The organism is Mycobacterium xenopi (genome assembly GCF_009936235.1).
GTDB lineage: Bacteria > Actinomycetota > Actinomycetes > Mycobacteriales > Mycobacteriaceae > Mycobacterium > Mycobacterium xenopi.
Genome location: NZ_AP022314.1, coordinates 2,536,636 through 2,558,976, shown reverse-complemented (window position 1 = coordinate 2,558,976; position 22,341 = coordinate 2,536,636). Strand labels below are relative to the sequence as shown.

Annotated in this window: 24 protein-coding genes and 3 pseudogenes; 11 read left to right on the top strand and 16 right to left on the bottom strand. The window is 65.1% G+C overall.

Features of this window, described 5'->3' with window-relative positions; genetic code table 11:
- Nucleotides 1–21 precede the first annotated feature (21 nt).
- The 3 genes from MYXE_RS11950 to dtd all read right to left on the bottom strand — a co-directional run bounded on the left by MYXE_RS11950 (nt 22) and on the right by dtd (nt 2,323).
- Entirely contained in the window at nt 22–936 is a 915-nt protein-coding gene (locus tag MYXE_RS11950; RefSeq protein ID WP_085197580.1) for a class I SAM-dependent methyltransferase, read from the bottom strand.
- Nucleotides 933–1,787, bottom strand: a complete 855-nt coding sequence (locus MYXE_RS11945; protein ID WP_085197577.1) for a hypothetical protein — start codon at nt 1,785–1,787, stop codon at nt 933–935. The genes MYXE_RS11950 and MYXE_RS11945 overlap by 4 nt, the downstream gene beginning before the upstream one ends.
- A gap of 104 nt (nt 1,788–1,891) precedes the next feature.
- Nucleotides 1,892–2,323, bottom strand: a complete 432-nt coding sequence (dtd, locus tag MYXE_RS11940) for a D-aminoacyl-tRNA deacylase (protein ID WP_003921907.1) — start codon at nt 2,321–2,323, stop codon at nt 1,892–1,894.
- 86 nt (nt 2,324–2,409) lie between these two features.
- Here dtd and MYXE_RS11935 point away from each other — a divergent pair, with 86 nt between their 5' ends.
- Entirely contained in the window at nt 2,410–2,715 is a 306-nt protein-coding gene (locus MYXE_RS11935; RefSeq protein ID WP_085197575.1) for an MTH1187 family thiamine-binding protein, read from the top strand.
- Here the strand turns inward: MYXE_RS11935 and MYXE_RS11930 are convergent.
- From MYXE_RS11930 to MYXE_RS11920, 3 genes and pseudogenes are all read right to left on the bottom strand, one after another.
- Nucleotides 2,697–3,206, bottom strand: coding sequence for a macro domain-containing protein (locus tag MYXE_RS11930; RefSeq protein ID WP_039890769.1), 510 nt, complete (start codon nt 3,204–3,206; stop codon nt 2,697–2,699). The genes MYXE_RS11935 and MYXE_RS11930 overlap by 19 nt on opposite strands.
- 376 nt (nt 3,207–3,582) lie before the next feature.
- Nucleotides 3,583–3,843: a hypothetical protein gene (locus tag MYXE_RS11925; protein ID WP_003921910.1), complete on the bottom strand. Its 261-nt coding sequence runs from the start codon at nt 3,841–3,843 to the stop codon at nt 3,583–3,585.
- A gap of 160 nt (nt 3,844–4,003) precedes the next feature.
- Nucleotides 4,004–4,595, bottom strand: a pseudogene (locus tag MYXE_RS11920) (adenylate/guanylate cyclase domain-containing protein); the annotation flags it as partial.
- 41 nt (nt 4,596–4,636) lie between these two features.
- Here MYXE_RS11920 and MYXE_RS11915 point away from each other — a divergent pair.
- The gene (locus tag MYXE_RS11915) at nt 4,637–5,905 is read left to right on the top strand and encodes a competence/damage-inducible protein A (RefSeq protein WP_462931580.1); all 1,269 of its coding nucleotides are present in this window, start codon (nt 4,637–4,639) and stop codon (nt 5,903–5,905) included.
- A 63-nt stretch (nt 5,906–5,968) separates the two neighbouring features.
- Here MYXE_RS11915 and MYXE_RS11910 read toward each other — a convergent pair whose 3' ends face one another.
- The 3 genes from MYXE_RS11910 to MYXE_RS11900 form a co-directional block, all read right to left on the bottom strand.
- The gene (locus tag MYXE_RS11910) at nt 5,969–6,883 is read right to left on the bottom strand and encodes an alpha/beta fold hydrolase (RefSeq protein WP_085197571.1); all 915 of its coding nucleotides are present in this window, start codon (nt 6,881–6,883) and stop codon (nt 5,969–5,971) included.
- A gap of 26 nt (nt 6,884–6,909) precedes the next feature.
- Nucleotides 6,910–7,812: a lipase family protein gene (locus tag MYXE_RS11905; RefSeq protein ID WP_232061600.1), complete on the bottom strand. Its 903-nt coding sequence runs from the start codon at nt 7,810–7,812 to the stop codon at nt 6,910–6,912.
- Nucleotides 7,813–7,946: 134 nt separating this feature from the next.
- Nucleotides 7,947–9,122: a YncE family protein gene (locus tag MYXE_RS11900; RefSeq protein ID WP_085197566.1), complete on the bottom strand. Its 1,176-nt coding sequence runs from the start codon at nt 9,120–9,122 to the stop codon at nt 7,947–7,949.
- Between the two features lie 164 nt (nt 9,123–9,286).
- Here MYXE_RS11900 and MYXE_RS11895 point away from each other — a divergent pair.
- Nucleotides 9,287–10,353: pseudogene (locus MYXE_RS11895) on the top strand (amidohydrolase family protein).
- Nucleotides 10,354–10,355: 2 nt separating this feature from the next.
- Here MYXE_RS11895 and MYXE_RS11890 read toward each other — a convergent pair.
- Nucleotides 10,356–11,138, bottom strand: a complete 783-nt coding sequence (locus MYXE_RS11890) for an enoyl-CoA hydratase/isomerase family protein (protein WP_085197564.1) — start codon at nt 11,136–11,138, stop codon at nt 10,356–10,358.
- A 174-nt stretch (nt 11,139–11,312) separates the two neighbouring features.
- On the opposite strand from MYXE_RS11890, the pseudogene MYXE_RS11885 reads away from it, so the two are divergent.
- A pseudogene (locus MYXE_RS11885) lies at nt 11,313–12,021 on the top strand (SDR family oxidoreductase).
- Between the two features lie 121 nt (nt 12,022–12,142).
- Nucleotides 12,143–12,604, top strand: a complete 462-nt coding sequence (locus tag MYXE_RS11880) for a nuclear transport factor 2 family protein (protein ID WP_003920630.1) — start codon at nt 12,143–12,145, stop codon at nt 12,602–12,604.
- A 68-nt stretch (nt 12,605–12,672) separates the two neighbouring features.
- On the opposite strand, the gene MYXE_RS11875 is transcribed toward MYXE_RS11880, so the two are convergent.
- Entirely contained in the window at nt 12,673–13,617 is a 945-nt protein-coding gene (locus tag MYXE_RS11875; protein WP_003920631.1) for a GlxA family transcriptional regulator, read from the bottom strand.
- A 138-nt stretch (nt 13,618–13,755) separates the two neighbouring features.
- Here MYXE_RS11875 and MYXE_RS11870 point away from each other — a divergent pair, with 138 nt between their 5' ends.
- Together MYXE_RS11870 and MYXE_RS11865 are read left to right on the top strand one after the other, a co-directional pair.
- Nucleotides 13,756–14,445: an HD domain-containing protein gene (locus tag MYXE_RS11870; protein WP_085197562.1), complete on the top strand. Its 690-nt coding sequence runs from the start codon at nt 13,756–13,758 to the stop codon at nt 14,443–14,445.
- A 206-nt stretch (nt 14,446–14,651) separates the two neighbouring features.
- Entirely contained in the window at nt 14,652–15,224 is a 573-nt protein-coding gene (locus MYXE_RS11865) for a forkhead-associated protein (RefSeq protein ID WP_085197560.1), read from the top strand.
- An 80-nt stretch (nt 15,225–15,304) separates the two neighbouring features.
- Here the strand turns inward: MYXE_RS11865 and MYXE_RS24515 are convergent, their stop codons facing one another.
- The 5 genes from MYXE_RS24515 to MYXE_RS11840 all read right to left on the bottom strand — a co-directional run bounded on the left by MYXE_RS24515 (nt 15,305) and on the right by MYXE_RS11840 (nt 18,104).
- The gene (locus tag MYXE_RS24515; RefSeq protein ID WP_003920634.1) at nt 15,305–15,844 is read right to left on the bottom strand and encodes a hypothetical protein; all 540 of its coding nucleotides are present in this window, start codon (nt 15,842–15,844) and stop codon (nt 15,305–15,307) included.
- A 34-nt stretch (nt 15,845–15,878) separates the two neighbouring features.
- Complete coding sequence (locus tag MYXE_RS11855; protein WP_003920635.1) at nt 15,879–16,334, bottom strand: STAS domain-containing protein; 456 nt, start codon at nt 16,332–16,334, stop codon at nt 15,879–15,881.
- Nucleotides 16,335–16,490: 156 nt separating this feature from the next.
- Entirely contained in the window at nt 16,491–16,985 is a 495-nt protein-coding gene (locus MYXE_RS11850) for an SRPBCC family protein (RefSeq protein WP_003920636.1), read from the bottom strand.
- Complete coding sequence (locus tag MYXE_RS11845; RefSeq protein ID WP_003920637.1) at nt 16,985–17,614, bottom strand: nitroreductase family protein; 630 nt, start codon at nt 17,612–17,614, stop codon at nt 16,985–16,987. Before MYXE_RS11845 ends, MYXE_RS11850 begins: the two co-directional genes overlap by 1 nt.
- 7 nt (nt 17,615–17,621) lie before the next feature.
- The gene (locus tag MYXE_RS11840) at nt 17,622–18,104 is read right to left on the bottom strand and encodes a carboxymuconolactone decarboxylase family protein (RefSeq protein ID WP_039890035.1); all 483 of its coding nucleotides are present in this window, start codon (nt 18,102–18,104) and stop codon (nt 17,622–17,624) included.
- A gap of 166 nt (nt 18,105–18,270) precedes the next feature.
- Here MYXE_RS11840 and MYXE_RS11835 point away from each other — a divergent pair, with 166 nt between their 5' ends.
- The 4 genes from MYXE_RS11835 to MYXE_RS11820 are packed head-to-tail and all read left to right on the top strand — an operon-like array spanning nt 18,271 to nt 22,326.
- Nucleotides 18,271–18,969 carry a hypothetical protein gene (locus tag MYXE_RS11835; RefSeq protein WP_003920639.1) on the top strand — a complete coding sequence of 233 codons (699 nt, stop codon included), beginning with the start codon at nt 18,271–18,273 and terminating at the stop codon, nt 18,967–18,969.
- Nucleotides 18,970–18,973: 4 nt separating this feature from the next.
- Complete coding sequence (locus MYXE_RS11830; protein WP_085197558.1) at nt 18,974–20,413, top strand: class I adenylate-forming enzyme family protein; 1,440 nt, start codon at nt 18,974–18,976, stop codon at nt 20,411–20,413.
- 16 nt (nt 20,414–20,429) lie between these two features.
- Complete coding sequence (locus MYXE_RS11825; protein WP_003920641.1) at nt 20,430–21,143, top strand: hypothetical protein; 714 nt, start codon at nt 20,430–20,432, stop codon at nt 21,141–21,143.
- Between the two features lie 46 nt (nt 21,144–21,189).
- On the top strand, nt 21,190–22,326 hold the full coding sequence (locus MYXE_RS11820) for a cytochrome P450 (RefSeq protein WP_085197556.1): 1,137 nt from the start codon (nt 21,190–21,192) through the stop codon (nt 22,324–22,326).
- The last annotated feature ends 15 nt before the right edge of the window (nt 22,327–22,341 follow it).

Below are 22,341 nucleotides of genomic sequence, written 5' to 3'. Positions count from 1 at the left end.
GACGGTGCCGTGCTCATCGGATTACCGTGTCGCCGTGACGTATTGGGAGCACATGATGCGATCGATACGCATGTCGATCTGCGCCGGCGTGCGGCCATAGGAAGATTGCAGCTCAGGGTTCGTGCGGACAGGGCCGACGACCCAGCCATGGTCGGCCAACCACTGTGCCGGATCGGTTTTGCCGTCGTCATACGTCAATGCCGAAAAGTCAACCTCACCGGACATGTTGACCCCGGGGTGGGTCGTTTCCAGGGCGGAGAGCTGCGCTTGGTCCAGACGCGACCCAAGGGCGCCGACCGCGACCCTGCTACCCGTGGCAGACAGCTGATGGATGCGGGCAAAGAGCGCGTCCTGTGCCGCTGCGGTCAAGTACGGCAGCACTCCCTCCACCGACCACGCACTTGGTCGCCGCGGATCAAAGCCCGCTACCTGCAACGGGATTGACCAGTCGTCACGCAGATCGGCTGCGACGCTGATCCGCCGCGCGCTGGGCTTGGCACCCTGCTCGCCCAAGACGCGCTCCTTGAACTCGAGTACTTTCGGCTGGTCGACTTCGAACACCGTCGTGCCCTCGGGCCAGGCAAGCCGATAGGCGCGCGAATCAAGGCCGGCCGCGACGATCACCGCCTGCCGTATGCCGTGGCCGGCGGCGGAGAGGAAAAAGTCGTCGAAAAACCGGGTCTGCACGCCATACAGCCGCGGGAATGCCGTCGCATCCTCGGAGGTCGCCGGGTTGGCCAGCAGACCGGTCAAGTAGGGATCCGCCGAGGCTGAGATGAAATGCTGGGCATAGTCGTCGCGTGCCAGCGGCTCTGCGCTCAGGGCGTGTACAGCGCGCCATCCGGCCACCAGTAACGCGGTATAGCCCACGCTGCTCAGGATGTCCCACTGGTCGTTGTCGGACCGGGTCCATTTCTTCTCATTAGGTGCGGTCATCCCTCCACCGTCCGGAACAGATAGGAACCCGCGGTGATCAGGCGGTCGTCGGCCCCCTCGTCGTGGATCACCGCGCGGACCGCCACCCCGGCCTCGGCACCGGCCATAGCTTCAGCTTCAACCCGGAACGGTCCGACTTTGCCGCGCGCCACGAACATCACGTGGGACGAAACGCCTTGGAGTCGATCGGTGCCCGCGACCCCAGCCGCCGATTCCACCGCCGCGGTCTCCAGCACTACGAACTGCGGTCCCAGATGCAGCGCCGCGTCGGGTGACGCTACATCCGCGGCGAGCTCGGGCAGGGCCCAGTGGCCGTCCGGGCGCCGGTGTGCGCCGAAGACCTGCCAAATCGGCGGCAGGTCCGGGGAGTCGACCACCTCGATGGGCTCGACGGCCATCCGCTGAAGTCCCTCGGGCGGCGTGCCGGTACTGATGCCCTGACCTGCGGTGAGCGCCAACACGCGTCCGCGCCGGTCCGCATCGACGATCCGCGAGCGGCTAAACCCCATCCGGCGGCCGCGTTTCAGGACCTCCGACACGACCTCGATGCGACGGACATCGCGTCCCGGGTCAAGGATTTGGCAGGAGTGAACAACCGGATTGGGCACGGCTTCCAGATCGGACATGCCGCCACCTTCCGGTGAGGCGATTCCAATCACGGCGAGCAGCACGCCGCCTGTGGCGTTGCGCAGGTCGCGGCGCAGCGTGACGGTGTCGTCGACCGGGCCAAGGTCCATCGACGCATAGCGGCGGCCGATGTAGCGGTAGCTCAACAGCCCGCCCCACCGGCGACGAAGTTCGGCGGCGTAGGCCTCGGGCTCGCCGGTGAGTTCCCGAATGTCGCGCAGCATCGGGCCTCCTTCCGCTAAGGGCAACGTACCGGTCAGCCCTGGCGATCCCCCACCCCCGGTGCGCATTTCGCACGTCAAGCCAATTGGCGGCCGTACTCCGTCGCTCACAGCTCCAGCAACACGGTCACAGGACCGTCATTGACCAATTCAACCTGCATATGCGCACCGAAAACGCCGGTTTCCACGTGGGCGCCCAGACGCTGTAGCGCACCGGCGAACGCGTTGACCAGCGGCTCGGCCACGGGCCGCGGCGCCGCAGCATTCCACGAGGGTCGTCGACCCTTCGCGGTATCGGCATACAGCGTGAATTGGCTGACCACCAAGATTGGGGCGTTGACGTCGGCCGCGGATTGCTCATCGTCGAGAATACGTAAACGCCAAAGCTTTTCGGCGAGCCGCTGCGTCGTATCGATATCGTCACTATGGGTGACCCCGACGAATGCCAGCAGCCCTTGTTTATCGGGCCGGATCGCTCCGACCACCTGCCCATCGACTAGCACACTCGCCGATGAGACCCGTTGCACGAGAACCCGCATGGCCGCGATGCTGCCATCGTCCCCGTCGACTTGGCCAACCGCTCGGTACGCTCGTGCTAACGCTTGCGCCCGAGGGAGGTAAGAAGGTGTCGGTGCTGGTCGCATTCTCCGTCACGCCCATGGGAGTCGGCGAGAGCGTGGGGGAGATCGTCGCCGAAGCGGTGCGGGTGATTCGAGACTCCGGATTACCCAACAAGACTGATGCGATGTTCACCGAGATCGAGGGCGAAACGTGGACTGAGGTAATGGCCGTAGTGCAGCGGGCGGTGGAGACCGTGGCGGCTCGTGCGCCGCGGGTCAGCGCGGTGATCAAGGCGGATGTGCGGCCGGGTGCCACCGACATGATGACTCGCAAGGTTGAATCGGTGGAACGTCACCTATCCGCCCAGTAGGCCTCAGCGGCGGCCCGAAAGGCGCGTTCTGCGTCGTCGCCGCGAACAGCGAATATGACCCGCTGAAGCGAGCGCGGCTGGTGTTGCCGCACCGCTTCGACCATCAACCGCGCCGCCTCGTCGATCGGGAAGTGGCCGACGCCTGTGCCGAATGCCACCAGGGCGAGCGACCGGCAGCCGAGTTCCTCGGCCTTTGCCAACGTGGAGCGGGTAGCGCGGGAAATGATCTCCCCTGACGTGGGGCCGCCCAGCTCCATGGTGGCGGCATGGATCACATAGCGCGCTGGCATGTCGCCGGCCGTGGTCTCTACCGCATCGCCCAGGCCGATCGGGGCTTTTTCGTTCGACTCACGCTGGATCTCGGGCCCGCCCGCGCGCGCAATCGCGGCCGCGACCCCGCCGCCGTGTTTGAGTTGCGTGTTGGCCGCGTTGGTAATCGCGTCGACCTCAAGCTCGGTCACGTCGGCTTGCAGAACCTCTAACTCGATCATCGCCACATTCTCTCGCACGAGTAAGCCGACGCCGACAAGGCGCTGGCTGCACGGCGGTGTGCTTATAAGGGCGGTGGTTGGTTGCGTTCGGCGGTGTGGTCGGTATTGAGGGCGCGTTCGGCGTCGATGCGACGCGCGCGTCTTGTTCCCGTGTTCGCCCGGCGCAGGGGCATCATCAGCCCGCGGTCGCGTGAGCGTGGGTGCCCCGTTGGGGCAGTTGGTAATTCGCCAATGGGCAGGCACGGGGGAAACAGCAGCCGACTGCCCAGACGTGTGCTATACGCTGCCCGGTCGGGGCAGTCCACACCACAACGCCCGTCGGGCAGATGGTCGATTCCTGAACCTGTGAGCCACGCTGGCGCCGACGTCCTTCACGTCACGTAGCGGCTTGGCTGGCGCTGCCGTGCTGATGCTCCGATGCCAAGTACTCCACCATCTGGCAAAGGTTGACGACAGCCGCGCTCAACTTGTAAATGGTGGCGTCCCGATCCTCCACGCACGACTGCCAGTCTGGGAACTCCTGGGGCAATTTGTAGTTGTCTGCATTGGTGTGCATTTTCTGCTCGATTTGGCCGCACACGTCCGCAAGGGTCAACTCTCCTGGCGCACCGATGTCGGAGAACCATTTATCAGCCATGTTAGGTCGTCTCCTCTTCAAAGAACAAAGCTGCTGAATTTCGACAGACTATCGGGTCCATGTCATAAGGTTTCTGCGGCCCGCCAACCCACCGATGGCTGAGGTTCCCCGAACCGATGCCGTGCCGGATGTGGGGCAAAGGAGCAACGCACCACGGCCCCTACCGCCCGATCGCCGCTTCGTCGCGCACCAGAGTGCACAGCTGCCACCGACCGGGCACGCCTTTGAGTTCATGCTCACCCCGGTCGGCGAACCTGCGCCGCGAGCCGGCAACGATATCGCGTGCCGTCGACGACACCAGCACCTGGCTGAGTCCCGCATGCGCCGCCACGCGCGCGCAGATGGGCACGGCCAATCCGGCCACGTCGTCGCCGCGTACCTCAACCTCACCCACGTGGATACCCGTCCGCACTTCGATCCCGAGCACGCGTACCGCAACGACGATCGCGTCCGCGCACACAACTGCAGCAGTCGGACTGGTGAACATCGCCACGAATCCGTCTCCGGCCGTGTTTATTTCGCGCCCGCCGAATCGCTCGAGTTGATGGCGGACTACGCTGCACCCGCGCGGCACCGTTGACGATCACCAGGCTGCGCACCCGTTCCGGGTAATCCGCGGCTAGCACGAGTCCGATCATCGCGTTGAAACTCGGCGCGAATATCGCCGCCGGGGTACAGCAGACGGCGTCGAGGACCATGATCGCATCCTCGGCCCAGAACCTCGGGCCCAGCATGTCCAGGGAGGGAACCTGCCACAGGCTAGCAAACACCGCGGCTGCGTAATGTCATACCGGTGAGCGCACGCGCAGGCATCGTGGTCACCGGAACCGAGGTCTTGACCGGGCGGGTCCAAGACCGCAACGGCCCCTGGATCGCCGACCGGCTCTTGGACCTGGGTGTTGAACTCGCGCACATCACTATTTGCGGTGATCGCCGCGACGATATCGAAGCGCAGCTGCGCTTCATGGCCGAACAGGGCGTGGATCTGATCATCACCAGCGGCGGGCTGGGACCGACGGCCGACGATCTGACGATCGAGACGGTGGCGCGATTCTGTCGCCGCGAGCTGATACTGGACGTCGAGCTTGAAGCGAAGATCGCCGCGATCCTCAAATCGCTCAGCTCGACCTTCACCGACCTCGATTTCGACGCGGTGCGCGCCGCCAACCGCAAGCAGGCCATGGTTCCGGCGGGAGCGCAGGTGATCGACCCGGTCGGAACCGCGCCCGGCGTCGTCGTGCCCGGGAAGCCAACCATCGTGGTGTTGCCGGGACCGCCACGCGAGCTGCAGCCGATGTGGCGAACCGCGGTGCAGATGCCCGCGGTGCAACAGGCAATCGCCGGTCGCACCACGTACCGGCAAGACACCGTGCGGATGTTCGGGCTGCCCGAGTCGGGGCTGGCCGAGACACTGCGCGAGGCGGAACAGAGCGTCCCCAACTTTGACTCGCTGGAGATCACCACCTGCCTGCGACGCGGCGAGATCGAAATGGTCACCCGCTACGAGCCCGATGCCGCACCCATATACAAACAGCTGACGGAGCTGCTGCGGGAACGGCATGGGCAGCACATCTACTCCGAAGACGGCTCGCAGGTGGACGACCAGGTGGCCCAGCTGTTGGCCGGCCGCTGGATAGCGACGGCGGAGTCCTGCACTGCCGGGCTGCTGGCGGCGCGGCTAACGGAGCGGCCGGGTTCGTCGGCCTATGTCGCCGGTGGGGTGGTCGCCTACGCCAACGAAGCGAAAACTGAACTGCTGGGCGTGGATCCGGGCCTGATCGCAGAGCACGGAGCGGTGTCCGAGCCGGTCGCCGAAGCGATGGCCGAGGGTGCGCTGCGCAGGTTCGGCGCGGACACCGCGATCGCCATCACCGGGATCGCCGGCCCCGGGGGAGGCACAGAAGAAAAGCCGGTGGGAACCGTGTGCTTCTGTGTGATGCTGGCCGACGGTCGTACGCTCACCCGAACCCTCAAGCTGCCCGGCAACCGAGCTGATATCCGCGAACGCTCGACCACGGTGGCGCTGCACCTGCTGCGGCGGATCCTAGCTGATGCTACTTGAAAACCTTTGTGGCAATCGCATTTTCCGTACCGCCGCCGTCTGCCCAGGATCGAACGCGGCGAACTACTTTCGTTCGGCACGGTCCCAGACCTCCATCATCGTGCGCAGGATTTCTTCACCGCGACCGAGTCCGGCGAGATGGCTTTCCCCGGGTAGGTGATACAACTCAGCATCAGGCAGCCGGGATACCACGTGCTGCCCGTGGGCGAATGGAACGATGTGGTCGTGGTCACCGTGCCACCAGCGGACAGGGACCTTGACCTGCTCGAGCCGGAATCCCCAATCGCGGGCGAAAACGACGATGTCGGCGAACGGGGCGGCGAGTTGCTTGCGGCTGCCGTTGAGCAGGTCGTCGAGGAACATCGCGCCGAACTCTGGCCGCAGCAGTAGGTGCCGGTCGGCCTCCGGCGACATCCGTGCGTACAGCCGCAGCGCCAGCGGGGCCACCGGGCGCGCCAGCCAGACCAGAGCAACCGCGGCATACCTGATCGGAAGCCCGACCGCCTCGAGCAGCGGTGCCAGGAGCGAGCCAAGGGTCATGGCACCGCCACGGACGGCGTCCGGGCCGGTCACGGGGGCCACCCCACCGAGCACTCCGACGGCCACCACCCGCTCAGGCATCGCCGCCCCGCACGCGAGCGTGTAAGGCCCGCCGCCCGACAAGCCGACAACAGCCATTTTGTCGATGCCAAGCGTGTCCGCCACCGTGCGCAGGTCGTCGGCGAATGCCAAAACATTGGGATATTGGTGGGGTGTGGACGAGCCGATTCCCGGCCGGTCGACCCCGATCAGCCGGATGCCCTTCTGCTCGGCATAGACGCGAGCTTCCACCGGAATCTGCCGGCGCGCGCCGGGAGTTCCATGCAGCCAGAAGATGGCGCGTCCCTGCGGATCACCAAACTCGGCGAAGCCCAATTGGCGATCCTCACCGACGGCGATGTTGCCCTCGAGCTTGGGACGCGCGATCGCCATCACCATGGCACGAGTGTTTCACGTGCGATGCTTTACCAGGCTTGTTTTATGAGTCTTTCGAGTCCCTCCCGGTAGGCAAACAGGCTATGCCGCGATATCGGGTCGATTGGCCCGCCGCTGTCGACATCGATCTGGGTTCCGACTTGCACGTAGATCAGTGGCGGTAGGCACGGCACGATATCGAGGAAGTTCACCACGCGGAAACAGCTTTTGATGACATTGTTGAAGGCTTTGGCGAAGTCACACAGGCCTGGTCGCGGCCCTGCAAATGTGATCAGCCGAGGTTGAATGTTCGGCGGCATATTCAGGAAAATGTCGGGCGCCGCCAGCACTGCCATGGCCGCACCAAGGCTGTGTCCGGTTACCAGGATTTGATCGCAGCCGACGCACGCCGCGGCGATGTTGGCCGCGATGCTGCCACGGACGAGCCGGTAGACGGTTTGGAAACCGGCGTGTACATGTCCGAATCCGCTCAGCAATGCGTACCTCTCGGGAATGATGTCGAGGTCGGTGAGCACGTCATCGAAGTCGTCGGTGCCGCGGAATGCCACGAACGCGGTGCGGGTCGCGGCGTTGCGTCCCATCAGCCCAAATATGTTGGTGTCGACCGCTATCCGTGTCACCGTCGGATGGCGCTCGGCCGTGATGGTAGCCAACGCACGATCAACCTGAATCAGAGCGGTCTGCACATATCCCGGCGGTAGTATCACGGTGCCGCCTTCCTCCACCGCATATGCAGCTAGACACAAGGGCAGCGGAACATCCAGAGCGAACTGCGGGTCGAATCCTGTCGGCGAATCCTGCACCGCACCAACGGCATCAGCTTTGGCGATTGCCGGTGCGGCCCATGGCGCGAGAAGAACGATGCCGCCAACGACAGCGACATCTGTCAGGAATTCGCGGCGTGCGATTCCTGCAAACAGTTTGCCGTTCACCGACATTGCCTCCCGATGCGCGAACGGCCACACAGTAAGGTATTGGAGGTCACTGCAGGGCAAACGTTTCTTGCGTGTGACCATTCTGGAATCGCATCGATTTGTAGTCGCTGGCCCAGAATTCGCCGCAGAACTCAGCGGGTGATGCCGGTGTGGCCGAGCGAATAGCGGCCGGGTTGCGGCCAAACAGTCAACCCGTGTGGCTCGTTACCGACTTTGACTGTGTGCAGCAATGTTCCGTCGGTCGTAGAGACCACATAGACGACATTGTTGTAGCGGCCGGAAACCCAGAGTCGGCTCCCATCGGCGGTGATGTTGCCCATGTCGGGGCTGCCACCGCCGGGAAGGCGCCACAATGTGATCTGGGCACCGGTGTAGGCGTCAAGGACGGAGATTGATCCGTCTGACCGGTTAGTCACGAAAAGCCGGGTGGCGTCCCGGGAAAAGAACAGCCCGTGGGCACACGCGCCGGTGGCGATGAACCGCTGGACCTGGTTGGCACCGCCGTCAAGTACCCACACCCCGCCGGCGTCGCAGTCGGCGATGTAGTAGGCCGAACCGTCGGGGGCGAGCCGGATGTCCTGTGGGCCCATGTGGGTATGGCGTGTCGGCATGTCAACGGTGCGCAGCATCCGGTGCGTGCCGACGTCGACCACCGCCACGCGCCCGGCGAATTCACAGCTGAAGACCGCGGTGTGACCGTCGACGGAGAAGTCGGCGTGGTTGATGCCCGCACATTCGGGGATGGGGGTCTTGTCAAGCAGCTGCCAGGTGACCGGGCTATACCAGATCAGCGAGCGCAACCGCTCGGCGACCGAGATGGCGAACCGGCCGTCGGGCGTGAAGTACAGATTGTACGGGTCCAGGATCGGGATGTTGACGCCCGGCTGCCCGGTGCGCGGGTCGAGCGCCAGCATCTGATTGCCGACGTCGTCGGTGGCGTACAGGGTACGCATGTCGTGCGCGGGCACGACATGCTGAATCTCGCGGCCCACAGGGTATTTCGCGACCACCTCATAGGTCACGGGGTCGATCTCCCACACGTCGCCGGAGCGGTTGTGCGGCACATACACCAGCGGGCGGTCGGCGCTCACACCGGCGGCGAAAATGCCCCGGCCGGGGCTGGCGTACACGTTGCGGCGCTCGGGCGGGGACGGTCCTGCGCGCGGCGGAGCCGGTTTGCTCGATCCCGCGACCTTCGTTGACGATGTTGACGAAGTGGCCGTGCCATCAACCGGACCCGCCGGATGCGAACAGCTCGCGGCCAGCACGACCACGGCGGCCAGCACGGGCAAAAGGCGCGAACTCACCGGCTACCTGCCCGGGGTAGCTGCTGATTTGGCATCCTGGCTTGGTCCTTCGGGTCGGTGGCAGTGCGATTTGGCTGGGCTCGGTGACTTCTGCTTATCACCCCGTTACTGTTTCGACTGGTAGATACTCATCTGCACGCTCGAAAATTCGACAGGGATAACCGATGCGAATCATCGATGCCGACGGACACGTCGCCGAAAACCCCACGCTTGCCGTCGAAGCCATCAAGCGCTGGCCGCAATACGTCCACCCCAGTGGTGACGGCACGCCGAGGTTGGTCATCGAAGGTCGTCGATATCCCGAAGACCGCGGGCCGGGCGCCGGTTGTCCGCCCGAGCACGGGATCAGCAAGGCGGCCGACATCCACTGCCGGTCGACTGAAGGTGTGCTCACCGACGCCGACCGCGACCACATCGACACAATGGTGTTGTATCCGAGCCTGGGTCTATGCACCCCCAGCCTGGAGGATCCGGAGTTCGCCGCGGGGTTTGCGCGGCTGTACAACCAGTGGATCGCCGACTACTGCGCGCCGTCGCAGGGCGGCTGCGCGGCGTCGCCGTGACGCCGATCGAACACGGACAAGTGGCGATCGACGTCATGCGGGAGGCTAAGGAGCTCGGGTTGGTGGCGACTCTGGTGCCGCCCGCGCTGAAGACCCGCAACCTGGATCATCCAGACCTCGACCCGTTCTACGCCGCCGCCGAGGAGCTGGAGATGCCGCTGGGCATTCACGGTGCGCCCGGTATCCATCTGCCGAAGATCGGCGTCGACCGTTTCACGAACTACATCCAGGTGCATTGCATCAGCTTCCCGTTCGACCAGATGACGGCGATGACGGCGCTGGTTTCGGGAGGGGTATTCGATCGTCATCCCCGGCTGCGGGTGGCGTTTTTAGAGGCCGGTGTGGGCTGGGTGCCGTTCTTCATCGACCGTCTGCACGAGCATTACGAGAAGCGGGGAGACTGGATCGAGCACGGGTGGCGGCGTGATCCGCAGGAGTACCTGCAGGCCGGCAACATCTGGGTGACATGCGAACCGGAAGAACCAATCCTGCCCGGGGTTATCGACGTGCTCGGCGCGGACTTCATCATGTTCGCCAGCGACTACCCGCACTGGGACGGTGAATGGCCGGAAAGCACCAAACATCTCCGCACACGTAGCGACATCAGCGAGGAAGCTCGGGCGAAGATCGGCGGGCTCAACGCGCAGCGCTTTTACGGGCTCAACTGATTTCAGCGTGCCTGCCATCGGGGCGGCCGCTTCTCGGCGAAGGCGCGTGGACCTTCCTTGGCGTCCTCGGTGGCGAAAACGCGGTCGCTGTGCCGGGTCTCGTTGTCGTATGCGGATTGCAGGTCGAGCGCCAGCCCCTCGACGGCTGACTGCTTGGTGGCAAAAACGGCGAGCGGCGCGTTGGTCGCGATGTGCTCGGCATAGTCGTAGGCCGTGTCCATCAAGCGGTCGGCCGACACCACCTTGTTGATCAGACCCATGGCGAGCGCGCGATCGGCGTCCACCATGTCGGCGGTCAGCAGTAGCTCCATCGCGAGCGCGTAGGGGATCTGGCGCGGCAGCCGCACCGTGCTGCCGCCGCCGGCAAACAGCCCTCGCTTCGGTTCCATCACCGCAAACCGGGCCTCGGGCACGGCGACGCGAATATCGGTGCAGGTCAACATCTCGAATCCTCCGGCGACACACGTGCCGTTCACTGCGGCGACGATCGGCTTGTACACCGGAAACCTGTGCAAGACAGCGTGAATCGCGTCGGTCGCGTCCCAGCCGTCGGGTTGCGGCAGCTCGCCGGTCAACTCCGGGATGAACGTCTTCAGATCGGCCCCGATACAGAAATCCCGGCCGACACCGGTGATGACGGCGACCCATGCGTTGGCGTCGTCACGAAAAGTCGCCCACGCGTGGGCCAGGTCCCGGAAGTGCTCCATGTCCAAGGCGTTACGCGTCTCGGGCCGGTTGATGGTGATGGTGACGATGCGGCCGTCGCGCACGTAGTCGATACTCACCGCGTCCTTCGGCTGTGCAGTCGCGATCCGTTGCCAGGACAGTCAAACATCCGCGAGCGCCCGCCGTGTCGTTTTCTGTGGGAAACACGGCTGATCCGCCACACCCCGGGTTCCTCCATCAATGCGAGAGTGTCATCCAGCCGACCCCACGGTTGATCTCGAAGGGAAGCACTAATGGGATCGCGACACGTGTTGATCACGGGTGCGTCGAAGGGCATCGGTCGGGCAGTGGCCGACCGACTGGCCGCCGATGGCTATGAGCCGGTTGGCCTGGCCCGGAGTGCACCGGCGGATTTTCCGGGACCGTTTTCACGAGGTCGACGTTGCCGATCGGGCCGCGACCACGGTGACGCTGGAACACATCGTCGTTGAGGCCGCCGTCGGTGCCGTCGTCAACAACGTAGGATTCGCGCGCTTCGGCGTCATCGGCTCGATCGAATTAGATCACCTGTTCGACACCTATGACTTGAGTGCGTACCGCAGTGCAGGTCGTGTTGGCCGCGCTGCCGGGCATGCGCGCCCAGGGATGGGGCCGCATCGTCTACGTCACGACATTGACCACGCTGGGCACTCCGGAACGAACGCCGTATGCGGCAGCCAAGGCCGCGCTGGAGACCTGCACCCGCATCTGGGCCAACGAACTGGCCTCGACCGGCATCACCGTGAACGCAGTCGCGCCGGGTCCCACCGAAACCGAGATGTACCGGCAACGCAGCCCGGTGGGTCAGAGCGCGAAGCTCGGCTTTTGCAGAGCATTCCGCTGCAAAGGGTCGGTACCCCGGCTGAAATCGCCCACGCGATCCGTTTCCTCCTTGACGACGACGCCGGATACATCACCGGTCAAATCATCCGGGTCGACGGTGGCGGAAGCATCGCCGGGTGAACGCGTAACTCGGCAATCGAGGTTGCTATCGGCCCGCGCCCGCCGTGTTGGCAGCGTCGTCGCCATGCTTCCAGACTGGAGCGGGCAACCGGCAAACGTACAACTGCGGGAGGTAATGCAAATGTCCGAGAGCCGCCCACCACTTCCCCCGTTCGATCTTGAATCCGCAATCCAGAAAACCCAGGCTGCAGAGGACGCCTGGAACACTCGCAATCCCGAGCTTGTCGCAGCGTCTTACACCGCTGACTCGCACTGGCGCAACCGCGACGAGCACATCATCGGCCACGATCAGATCGTGGAATTCTTGACTCGCAAGTGGCAGCGCGAATTGGATTATGCACTGCGCAAGAGCCTCTGGGCGTTCCGAGACAATCGAATCGCGGTGAGATTCCAATACGAATGGCATGACACCGAAGGCCAGTGGTACCGCAGTTATGGCAACGAGTTGTGGGAGTTCGCTCCGTCAGGTTTGATGTCGCGACGCGAGGCCAGCATCAACGACATCGCGATAGACGAGTCAGAGCGTCGCTACTTTGGGCCGCGACCGAAATCCGAGCATGGTAGCGATATTCCGCTGTGGTAGGTCGATCCTGCGCGCACCGATCTCGCTGTCGCCGGATTAGTCGCAATGCAACGTCGTTAACGCGTCGCTCAGCTTGCTGCGGTGCGGAATCGGTCGCGGTAGGTCTTCGGTGAGACGCCCAGATGGTTGATGAAAACCCGCCTGAGGGTTTCCGGGCTGCCGAAGCCGGCAAGGCGTGCGGTCTCGGCGACGCTGCGGCCAGCATCCAGCGCGGCGCGCGCAGCGTCGATGCGTACCATTTCGACGTAGCGCGCCGGGGTGGTCCCGAGCTCGGACTGGAACAGCCGCGTCAGCTGCCGTGTACTCAACGATGCGTGCGCCGCAAGATGTTTGACGCTGTGGTTGGCGCCGGGGTCGGCTGCGATCGCATCCGTCACCGGGCGCAGCGCAGAGTCTGGCGGCGGATCCTTCTCGACGAGCACCGAGAATTGCGACTGCCCCCCGGCGCGTTTCAGATACACGACCAGCGACCGCGCCACGTCGCGAACCAGCTGAGTCCCGTAATCCTGCTCGACCAGGGCCAGCGCAAGGTCGATACCCGCCGAAACCCCGGCTGAGGTGAAGACATCGCCGTCGCGGACAAAAATAGCGTCCGACTCCACAGTGATATCGGGGAAGGCCCGGGCGAACAGCCGCGCATCTCTCCAATGCGTGGTCGCGCGCCGGCCGCTGAGCAGCCCGGCCTGGGCGAGGATGAATGACCCGGTGCAAATGGACGCCAGGCGTCGGGTTCGCTTTGGCACGGACCTGACCGCTTCGACAAGGGCTGGCTCTATCGGCTGCCCGACCAGGTTGTCACCACCGGCGACCATGATCGTGTCAGCAGACTCGATTGACGAGATACGTTGTGTGACAGCTAAATCCGTCCCAATCGAAGTAGTCACGTCACGACCGTCAACAGATGCGATCTCGATACGGTAGTTGGCGCCGAATCGGTTGGCTTCGACGAAAACCTCGGCCGGACCGGCAACGTCCAACAGCGTCACCCCGTCGAAGACGACGATCACCACCACGCGCGCTCTGGCTCTCTGGCCGGTCACTCGACCATTTTGTCGCAATTTGTGGGGAAGATGACCGATCCGACACCGTCGAGCGACACCCTGGTCAGCCCAGACTGACCACACAGTGCCCAGCGAAGGGAGCCGCATCCCGTGAGTAGCTCAACGACTGAGAGCATCGCCGGCGTCGTTATCCCGGACACGCCGTTGGTGCGTGAGGTGACCGATTTCATCCGCGACGCCGAAGACGACCTGCTGTTTCACCATTCCCGCCGGGTGTTTCTGTTCGGCGCGCTGCAAGGGCAGCGGCGTGGGCTGCAGCCCGACCTGGAACTGCTGTACGTGGGCGCGATGTTCCACGACCTGGGATTGACCGAGCGCTACCGCACGTCGACGCTGCGCTTCGAGGTTGACGGCGCTAATGCGGCCCGCGACTTTCTGCTCGCCCGCGGTGTCGATGAGACGGACGCCCGCAGGGTGTGGCTTGGCATCGCATTGCATACCACTCCCGGTGTGCCGGAGTTCCTCGAACCGGAAATTGCTTTGGTGACCGCCGGTGTCGAGACCGACGTGGTCGGCATCGGTCGCGACGATCTGTCACCCGAGGCGCTGGCGGCCGTCACCGCCGCACACCCGCGGCCTGATTTCAAACGACGCATCTTGCAGGCCTTCACCAACGGTATGCGGCATCGGCCGGCCACCACGTTCGGCACCATGAACGCCGACGTGCTCGCACACTACGACGAGTCGTTCATCCGCGAGGATATGGTCGAAAAAATCCTCAACAACGCCTGGCCGGAATGGGAGTCCGGCACTCAAATCTCGCACAGCACACCGGTCTGAGGCCCCCATTGGGCGGATCGCCATCGGCCCATCGCGTGCAACGGGACGGTGTTGGCGTTGGCCTGACGCCGGGACCGGTGCGGTGAGTGCAACTAATTCGATGTAATGTGCATCGCACCGGTTACCCGATGCATTCAACCGTCGCAGTGACGGAAGAACACGGCGGACCGGCTAACTGAGCTGCACCACCACAGAATTGAGGAGCCATGGGTGAATTCGATCCAAACAATGGCGAAGCGCAAGTGATTGTCGATGTCGCCGAAGCGGCGATGCACATGTACCGGGCCGCGATCGATTCTTTGCCCTTCCCCGAGGACAAGAAATTCCAGAAGCGGGCCGACGTGGTTCTTTCCGGTCTTCGTAAACTGCGCGCGGCATTAACCGACGCAGCCAGCCACAGCAGGTCGACATCGGCAGTGATCGTGGCGCTCAGCGAAGTCCGTAGACGCTACGACGATCTGATGGCGCGCGCCGCCGCAGCGCCAGGAGCGAGTTTGGGTCAACAGCTCTACGCTGCACGCATTCGCGCCAAACTATCGGCGCAGGAGGCGGCAAACGGTGTCGGGCTTCGGCCGGACCTTCCCGACGCTCTCGAGGCCGGCGCCACACCCACCGACTACGAAGCGGAAAAGGTCAAGGAGCTCATCGCAACGCTCCGCGCGATAACCGGGCCGGACGACGTCGAGCAGCCTCAGCCAGCGGAGGCGCAGTTGAACGGGTGGGATGACTCACTGGCCGCTAACGGCGCCGGCCAAGAGGCCGAAGCGGCGACCACCTAGGCCTCGGCGTGGCAGACCGGCCGCATCCCCCAAAGATTGCGACGTTGAGGGTTCGCGTGATCGGATGCAAGCGGCCGTAGTCAGGGCTTGGGTGGTTGATCCGCGCCGTGCTGGCTGGCAATGCCGTTGAGGATGTCCAGCTGGACTTTGGCTTCTGCGGGGGACTTGCCGGGGTCTACGGTTGCCGCATCGTTCTTCTGCCAGGGCTGGCAGCCGTCGGTCTTGAACGCCTTGTCGGTCGGCTCGATCTGCACCACCTGGGGCTTTTTGGTCATCGCGTTGTCGATGATGTCGCTGCCGTTGGTTCGTTTCCAATAGCAGGTGCGACCCTGCACCGGTCCCGCCGAGGTGTAGGTGCCCGGCAGGATGTCCGTTCCGACCGCAAAGGTCCCGTCGTGGTCGATGACCGTCTTGGGTCCGGGCGGTGTCTGGGTCGGCGACCCAGGCGGCACCGTAGGCGCTGGCGGTCCGGGTCGCGAAGAATGCCCAGGCTGCGCGTGGGGTGTCGGCGGTGCGGGCGGCGACGGCGTCGGAGGGGCGGCGCCGGCAAAGCCGGTGGATCCGGCGCAGCCCATCAGGACAGCACCGGCCACGACGATCGCTGCTTTCTTCAGCCCCATGCCACAGCAGCGTACGCGGTCGGCGCGTCGGGTGCTATGCGGATTTGGTGAGCAGCGGCAGGAGCAAGCGACGGCGCGTGACGATGGCGTCGGCGAAGTATCGGAGGGCCTCGTGCACCGAGTCCACGACAGGAAAAACACCATCGTCGTTGGTGATCCACAGCGCTTGCCGTACTGCATGGCTGGGCACCAGAGCCCATTCCACTCGGGCGGCGCAGCAATCGTGATCGACGCGATGCAAGAGGAAAACAGCTTGCGCTGCCAGGCAATCCACGCCACTGAGATCCAGGATGAATGGACTGTCCGCGAGGATGAAACGTCTGCTGGAATCGCTGACGCGATCGACGTTTGCAGCGTCGATGACGCCGCTGATCGTCACCACAGTGGCCAGATGACGCTGCTGAGCCCTGATCCGGGCACCGCCGCAGTCGATTACGGGGTTGCGGCGACGAGGCGTGAGGTCAGCCACCGTCTTAGTCGAACCGGTCATGCCCTGCCTCACTTCTCGCAATTGTTGCTGAGCTGTTTGGTTGAGCGACCCCTCAACCCGACAATTCGAACGGTAGGCAGCGATTCTAAGGTGACCGGCAGCGGTGCTTAATACTTTGCTAAGAATGCACTTTCGGCATGATCCGACGATCCGGCGCTAGGCGAGGCGCCGTACCCGGCCGGCGTAGCTAAGCGCATGCTGGTAGGTCTCAAGGTTGTCGCGCGAGATTCGCCCATGCACCAGTCGCTCGAAAAGCAAACGCAGCACCGGGTTATACGCGTGATAGTCCTCATGGAACGTCAGCACCGTGGTGCCGTCGGGCTGTTCCTCCAACTCGTGGTAGCCCTCCGCACGCGACCACAGCGGCTTTCCCATCGCCACATAGCGGGAGAGCTTGTTGAGCTTCGCCTCGGTCACGGTCTCAAACGACCGGCCCTTGCCGCCCGACAGCAAGTACTTCGGTACAGCGAACACGCATGTCCGGACCAAGCCCTCACCGGCTTCGTCGCCCTCGTGCAAAATCTCCATGCTGCCGGTGGGCCACTTGAGGACCCGTGGCCGCGGGGAGTTCGGCGGCGCCGGCGGGTGCAGCACGCGCCACACTTTGTCCGGCGGCGCATCGACGTGGAATCGCACGGTGTATGAGCGCATCAGTGTTCTCCCCAGGTGTTCCAAAAGGTGACGGTCTGCGGGGGTGGCCGTGATGCGGGCCGAAAGTCGGTGCCGATCGTGTATGCAACCGGGAACAGCGCGACCTGGGTGACCGTGGCGGGTATGTCAAGCAACTCGGCCACTTGTTGCTCTTTGGCCAAATGCATTGTCGTCCAGACAGATCCCAAGCCGCGGGAGCGAAGGGCCAGCAGGAAGCTCCACGCGGCCGGGATGATCGACGCCCACGCTGACGCGGCGACCAGCCGGTCGGTTTCGTCAAAGCGACGCCGTAGACACGGAATGACGTGCACGGGCACCTGAGCCAGCATCTCGGTAAGGGCCAGCGCGCTGCGATAGACGCGGCGGGTCTGCGGGTCGGCTTCGGTGTCCGCGGCATGGGCGAGGTACTCGCCGCCGACGCTTCGGTATATCTCCGCAATCGCGGCGCGCTTGTCGGCGGCGGTGACCACCAACCACCGCCAGTCCTGGGCGTTGCTCGCCGTGGGCGCTTGCATGGCCAGGCGCACGCAATCCAAGATCACCTCGCGTGGGACGGGTCTCGTCACATCGAGGCGTTTGCGCACTGCCCGCGTAGTGGTCAGCAATTCGTCGACCGAGGCGATGTCCACGTGTCGCTCACACGTCGATCGCGCAGGACTGGTCGATGCCGAGGACTGTCAAGGTGCGGCCAAGACCGAGGAACACCGCCACGCACAACGTCAGGTCGAGAATCTCGGCATCGGTGAACAGCTCGCGCATCCGGTCCATGAACGCGTCCGCGATCGAGGCATGGTCGGTGGCGAAACGCTCAGCGTACTCGATGGCAAGGCGTTGCCGCGGCGTATAACCCGGGTAGGTGGGATAGTCGGCAACGTTCTCGTAGAGCTCGGCAGCGACGCCGGCTTCAAGCACCGACGGTGCGCGAAAGCCCGAGCAGGCAACACAGTCGTTGAGCTGTGCGATGCGCATCCTGGCCAGTTCGCGTTCCTCGACCGGCAGGATGCTCTGCTGGTAGGCGCCCTTGATCATCCGCTCGACCATGTCGGCCAGCTGTGGTCGCAACGTCCAGACCATCGCAGCCTCCCCGCCGGGGCCGTCGGGGACGTCGATTCGGGCCATGGGCGACTTCCTGCAGGTGAACCGGGTGCCGTCTGAGCAAATCAGATTCCCGCCGTCGCTGTCCAGATCTGTGTGTTGCCGAACGGCCGTGGACACGACAGGTCCGGCGGAATAACGTGCGGAAAGCGCGGGCGCGCGGCGCGGCCCGCTTTTGGGAGGTCTCGGCATGCTGTTCATGCACGAGGTGCATAAGGTGCGCGGGCGCGCCGAAGACGACTTCGAGGCCGCCTTCCGCGAAGGCTGGATGCCGCTGCTCGCCGCGGGCGATGACGCGCGGTTGTTGTGGTACGCGAATCACGCGCACGGCAGTGGCCCGTCCTACACCGTCGTCACCATTACCGCCGTTCGCGACGGAGCAGCCTGGGAGCGGCTGGCGCTCCGGATCCAGAAGGGCGATCTGCGACAGTGGATGCGCGAGCTGGACGAACTGCGCTACGAAGTCGACGCCAAGCTGCTGATGCCGCTGCCGTGGTCGCCCCTTCAGCACGTGCCGTTCGAGCAGGTCCCCGCTGATGGTCGCGAGCACGAGCTGACGCTGTACATGGAAGACACCATGTGGCCCTACGAGGACAAATTCGCCGAATACATCGAGCGCTGCGGCGAGGTGTACGCCAAGAGCCTCGACCGGCCGACGGCGTTGCTCACCATTGAGGCTGCCTTCCAACCGGCCCTGGGCAGTCACGTGCGCCGGGAGGTCGCGCTGATGCAGCGCATCAACCAGCCCGACGCGTTGCTTCGCCTGCTGCGCACCGAGATTCCGCCGGAGCAGCGCGCGCCGGGAACCTGGATGCACGACGCGCTGGACCTGCGCGATCAGTGGACCAGCAGGCTCCTGCGGACCTCGTCATGGTCGCCCTTGTACTGAGCGCATGAATATCGGCACGATCCTCGACGCCCCTGCGGCTGGGGACCCCGGTCGCGCCGCGCTGATCCTCGGCGGGCGTGTCGTCAGCTACGCCGAGCTGGCGACCAGCGTGCAGTGCTGCGCCGCTGGGCTGGCCGCCGAGGGCCTTGCCGGCCGGCGTGTCGCGGTTGTGGATGTGGGAAGCCTGCTGTCGATCTCGTCGATGCTGGCTGCGGCGCGCATCGGCGCGGCAGCCGCTCTGATGAACCCTGCCCTGACACCGTCGGAGCTGCAGGTGCTGCTGCACCATGCCGGGTGCGCAGACGTGGGTGTGGCGGGGGAGGAGTACGCCGTTCGGCTCTCTCGGGCGGGCGCTTCCAAGGCGCTGACCGCAGCCGACCTGTTGAGCGAGGGCCGTGTTGCCGCGCCACCCGCCCAAGATGTCGATCACTGTGAGGCTTTGGTCTTGTTCACCAGCGGCACGACCGGGCTACCGAAGGCGATCGGCATCACCCACGCGCAGCTGGGGGCGCGAATCACCGGATTCAGCGCACCTTTTCGGCCCGGAGCGCCCCCTGCGGTCAGCATGATGTGCGTGCCGTTCTTCCATGTCGGCGGCGCGCTGGGCATGCTGGGCAGCCTGTACTCGGGCCACACCACGGTGGTGCAGGACCGATTCGATGCCGGAGACTGGCTGCGCCTGGTGCAAGCGCACCGGGTGAGCAGCGTGTTTTTGGTGCCGACGATGTTGCAGCGGATCCTCGACCACCCCGACTTCGGCCGAACCGACCTCAGTTCACTGGTGGCCATCGCGTACGGGGCGGCCGCCGCGCCGGTCGCGCTGGTGCGACGAGCCATGGCAGCACTGCCGAATGTGGCTTTTGCCAACGTTTTTGGGCAAACAGAAACCCTGGGCGCCTACACGACGCTGTCACCTGAGGATCACCGTGACCCCAACCGGGTGGGCTCGGTGGGCCGGCCACTCCCCGGAGTTGAGGTGCGGGTGGTCGACCCGGACACGGGCATGGACGTCGAGACGGGGACGGTCGGCGAAATATGGGTCAACACAAGCCAAAACGTCACGGGCGGCTGGCTGCGTACCGGCGACCTCGCCCGCCAAGATCCCGACGGCTACATCTATCCCGCCGGCCGGTTGACCGACACAATCAACCGCGGGGGAGAAAAGTTCGGGCCGACCGAGGTCGAGGACGCGATACGCACCCATCCCGCGGTCAGCGACGTGGCCGTGGCCGGGATCGCCGACGACGAAATGGGCCAACGGGTCGCGGCCGCCGTGGTGGCGCGCGTGCCGCTGACGCTGGACGACCTGCGCTCGCACTGCCGTGAGCTGATCGCTCATTTCAAGCTTCCCGAGCGGCTGGTGATCGTCGACCGCATTCCATACACCGAGACCGGCAAGGTCAACCGCCGCCAGCTGGCCGCGCTGATCGCAGGCCGAGCCTGAATCGCGAGGAGTCGCCATGTTGTTCCTGCACGAAACCCACCGGGTCGTCGGCGCGCGCGAGGAGGAATTCGAGACCGTTTACCGGGAAGGCTGGATGCCCACACTGGCCGAGGCCGACGATGCTCGGCTGCTCTGGTACACCAACCACGCCCACGGCAGCGGGGTGTCCTACAACGTCGTCACCATTACGGCCGTCGCCGACGGCGCGGCCTGGGAGCACCTTGCCCGCCGCGCCCAAACCGGGGACCTGGCGCCCTTGATGCGCGAGCTGGACAACCTTCGCCACCAGGTGACCGGCAAGATTTTGCTGCCGGTCGAATGGTCACCGCTGCAGGAGGTGGATTTGGCGAGGGTGCCGACTGACGGGGCGACACACCCATTGAGCTTGTTCATGGAGGACACCGGCTGGCCCTATGCGCCGTTGGACGACTATATCCGGTCCTGGGACGAGATCTACTATCGGCCGCTCTCGCAGGCGCCGCGGGGCAGGCGGTTGCTCGACATCCAAGCGTGCTTCCAGGTTGCGCACGGCAGCTACAAACGGCGCGAGGCCATGCTGTGGCAGAAGATCGACCCGTCTGACAACTACGCGGCGCTGGTGCACCTGCTGACCACCGACCTGCCGGCCGAGCGGCGCGGGCCGGGCAGCTACATGTTCGAGGCCTTGAAGTATCGCGATCAGTGGGAGAGCCGGCTACTGCGGACTTCTGCGTGGTCGCCGCTGTACTGACGCGAGCACCATCATCGAGAAATTCCCGATCGGGCGAGCCGCGACCTTGCGCGAGCTCGACGAAGACCCTCATCCGCTGCTGGCGCGGCTGCGGGCACGCGAGCCGGTGACGTGGCTGGCCGCGCTAAACGGATGGCTGATCACGCGCTACGACCTCACGGTGCGGGTGTTGCGCGATCCCGCCACGTTCACCGTCGATGACCCCCGGTTCTCCACGTCCCGGGTGGTCGGCCCGAGCATGCTCTCGCTGGACGGCGCGGCCCACGCCCGGCACCGTGGAGCTTTCGCGTCCGGGTTCTACCCGGCGCACGCCCGAGGGCCGTTCAGCCGGCTTATCGAGACAGAAGCCGACCGGTTGATCTCGGCGATCCGGCCGGCCGGTGGTGCGGAGCTGCGCCGACAGTTCGCCGGTCCGCTCGCGGTCGCGGTCGTCACCGAAGCGCTCGGCCTGCGAGGTGTCGAGGCTGACGCCGTGTTGTCCTGGTATGCGGCGATCGTGGCGGCGGTGTCGGAGGCGACGGGCGGCCGGCCGGTGAGCGCGGCCGGGCAGGAAGCTTTCGGCCGGCTGCGTTCCGCCGTGCTGCGGGCGCTTGACGAGCCTCAGTCCGTGCTGGCGCGCGCCGCCCGGGCACCCGATGGCCTGAGCCCCGAGGAGGTGGCATCGAATGCCGCGGTGCTGATGTTCGGGGGTGTCGACACCACGGCGGGCATGATCCTCAACGCCGTCCGGCACCTGCTTGACGATCGCGAGGCGCTCGCGGCCGTGCACGACCGGCCCGATCTGTTGGCGAATGCGATCGAGGAGTCCCTCCGCCTCGAGCCCGCTGCCGCGTCCGTCGACCGATACGCCACGTGCGATGTCGAGCTCGCCGACGCCCACATCCGGCGCGGGGACCTGGTGGTGGTGTCGCTTGCCGGCGCCAACCGTGATCCCGCTGTCTTCACTGACCCGGACCGGTTTGACGTGTACCGGGCCAACGCCCGGCTCAACGTGGCTTTCGCTCAGGGATCGCACTATTGCCTCGGCGCTCAGCTCGCCCGGACCGAGACCGCGATTGCCATCGCTCGACTGCTGGATCGCCTGCCCGGCCTGCAGCTCGACCCAAGACACCCAAATGCGCCGCGCGGTATGGTATTTCGCAAGCCGCCGGTGCTGCATGTGCGTTGGACCGCTGCACGCTAGCGGCAGATTACCTCG

Bases quoted from the DNA above. Each gene is read 5' to 3' on its own strand.
- MYXE_RS11950 (WP_085197580.1), bottom strand. From the start codon at position 936: ATGACCGCACCTAATGAGAAGAAATGGACCCGGTCCGACAACGACCAG.
- MYXE_RS11945 (WP_085197577.1), bottom strand. From the start codon at position 1,787: ATGCTGCGCGACATTCGGGAACTCACCGGCGAGCCCGAGGCCTACGCC.
- dtd (WP_003921907.1), bottom strand. From the start codon at position 2,323: ATGCGGGTTCTCGTGCAACGGGTCTCATCGGCGAGTGTGCTAGTCGAT.
- MYXE_RS11930 (WP_039890769.1), bottom strand. From the start codon at position 3,206: ATGATCGAGTTAGAGGTTCTGCAAGCCGACGTGACCGAGCTTGAGGTC.
- MYXE_RS11925 (WP_003921910.1), bottom strand. From the start codon at position 3,843: ATGGCTGATAAATGGTTCTCCGACATCGGTGCGCCAGGAGAGTTGACC.
- MYXE_RS11910 (WP_085197571.1), bottom strand. From the start codon at position 6,883: ATGGTGATGGCGATCGCGCGTCCCAAGCTCGAGGGCAACATCGCCGTC.
- MYXE_RS11880 (WP_003920630.1), top strand. From the start codon at position 12,143: ATGTCCGAGAGCCGCCCACCACTTCCCCCGTTCGATCTTGAATCCGCA.
- MYXE_RS11865 (WP_085197560.1), top strand. From the start codon at position 14,652: ATGGGTGAATTCGATCCAAACAATGGCGAAGCGCAAGTGATTGTCGAT.
- MYXE_RS24515 (WP_003920634.1), bottom strand. From the start codon at position 15,844: ATGGGGCTGAAGAAAGCAGCGATCGTCGTGGCCGGTGCTGTCCTGATG.
- MYXE_RS11855 (WP_003920635.1), bottom strand. From the start codon at position 16,334: ATGACCGGTTCGACTAAGACGGTGGCTGACCTCACGCCTCGTCGCCGC.
- MYXE_RS11850 (WP_003920636.1), bottom strand. From the start codon at position 16,985: ATGCGCTCATACACCGTGCGATTCCACGTCGATGCGCCGCCGGACAAA.
- MYXE_RS11840 (WP_039890035.1), bottom strand. From the start codon at position 18,104: ATGGCCCGAATCGACGTCCCCGACGGCCCCGGCGGGGAGGCTGCGATG.
- MYXE_RS11835 (WP_003920639.1), top strand. From the start codon at position 18,271: ATGCTGTTCATGCACGAGGTGCATAAGGTGCGCGGGCGCGCCGAAGAC.
- MYXE_RS11830 (WP_085197558.1), top strand. From the start codon at position 18,974: ATGAATATCGGCACGATCCTCGACGCCCCTGCGGCTGGGGACCCCGGT.
- MYXE_RS11825 (WP_003920641.1), top strand. From the start codon at position 20,430: ATGTTGTTCCTGCACGAAACCCACCGGGTCGTCGGCGCGCGCGAGGAG.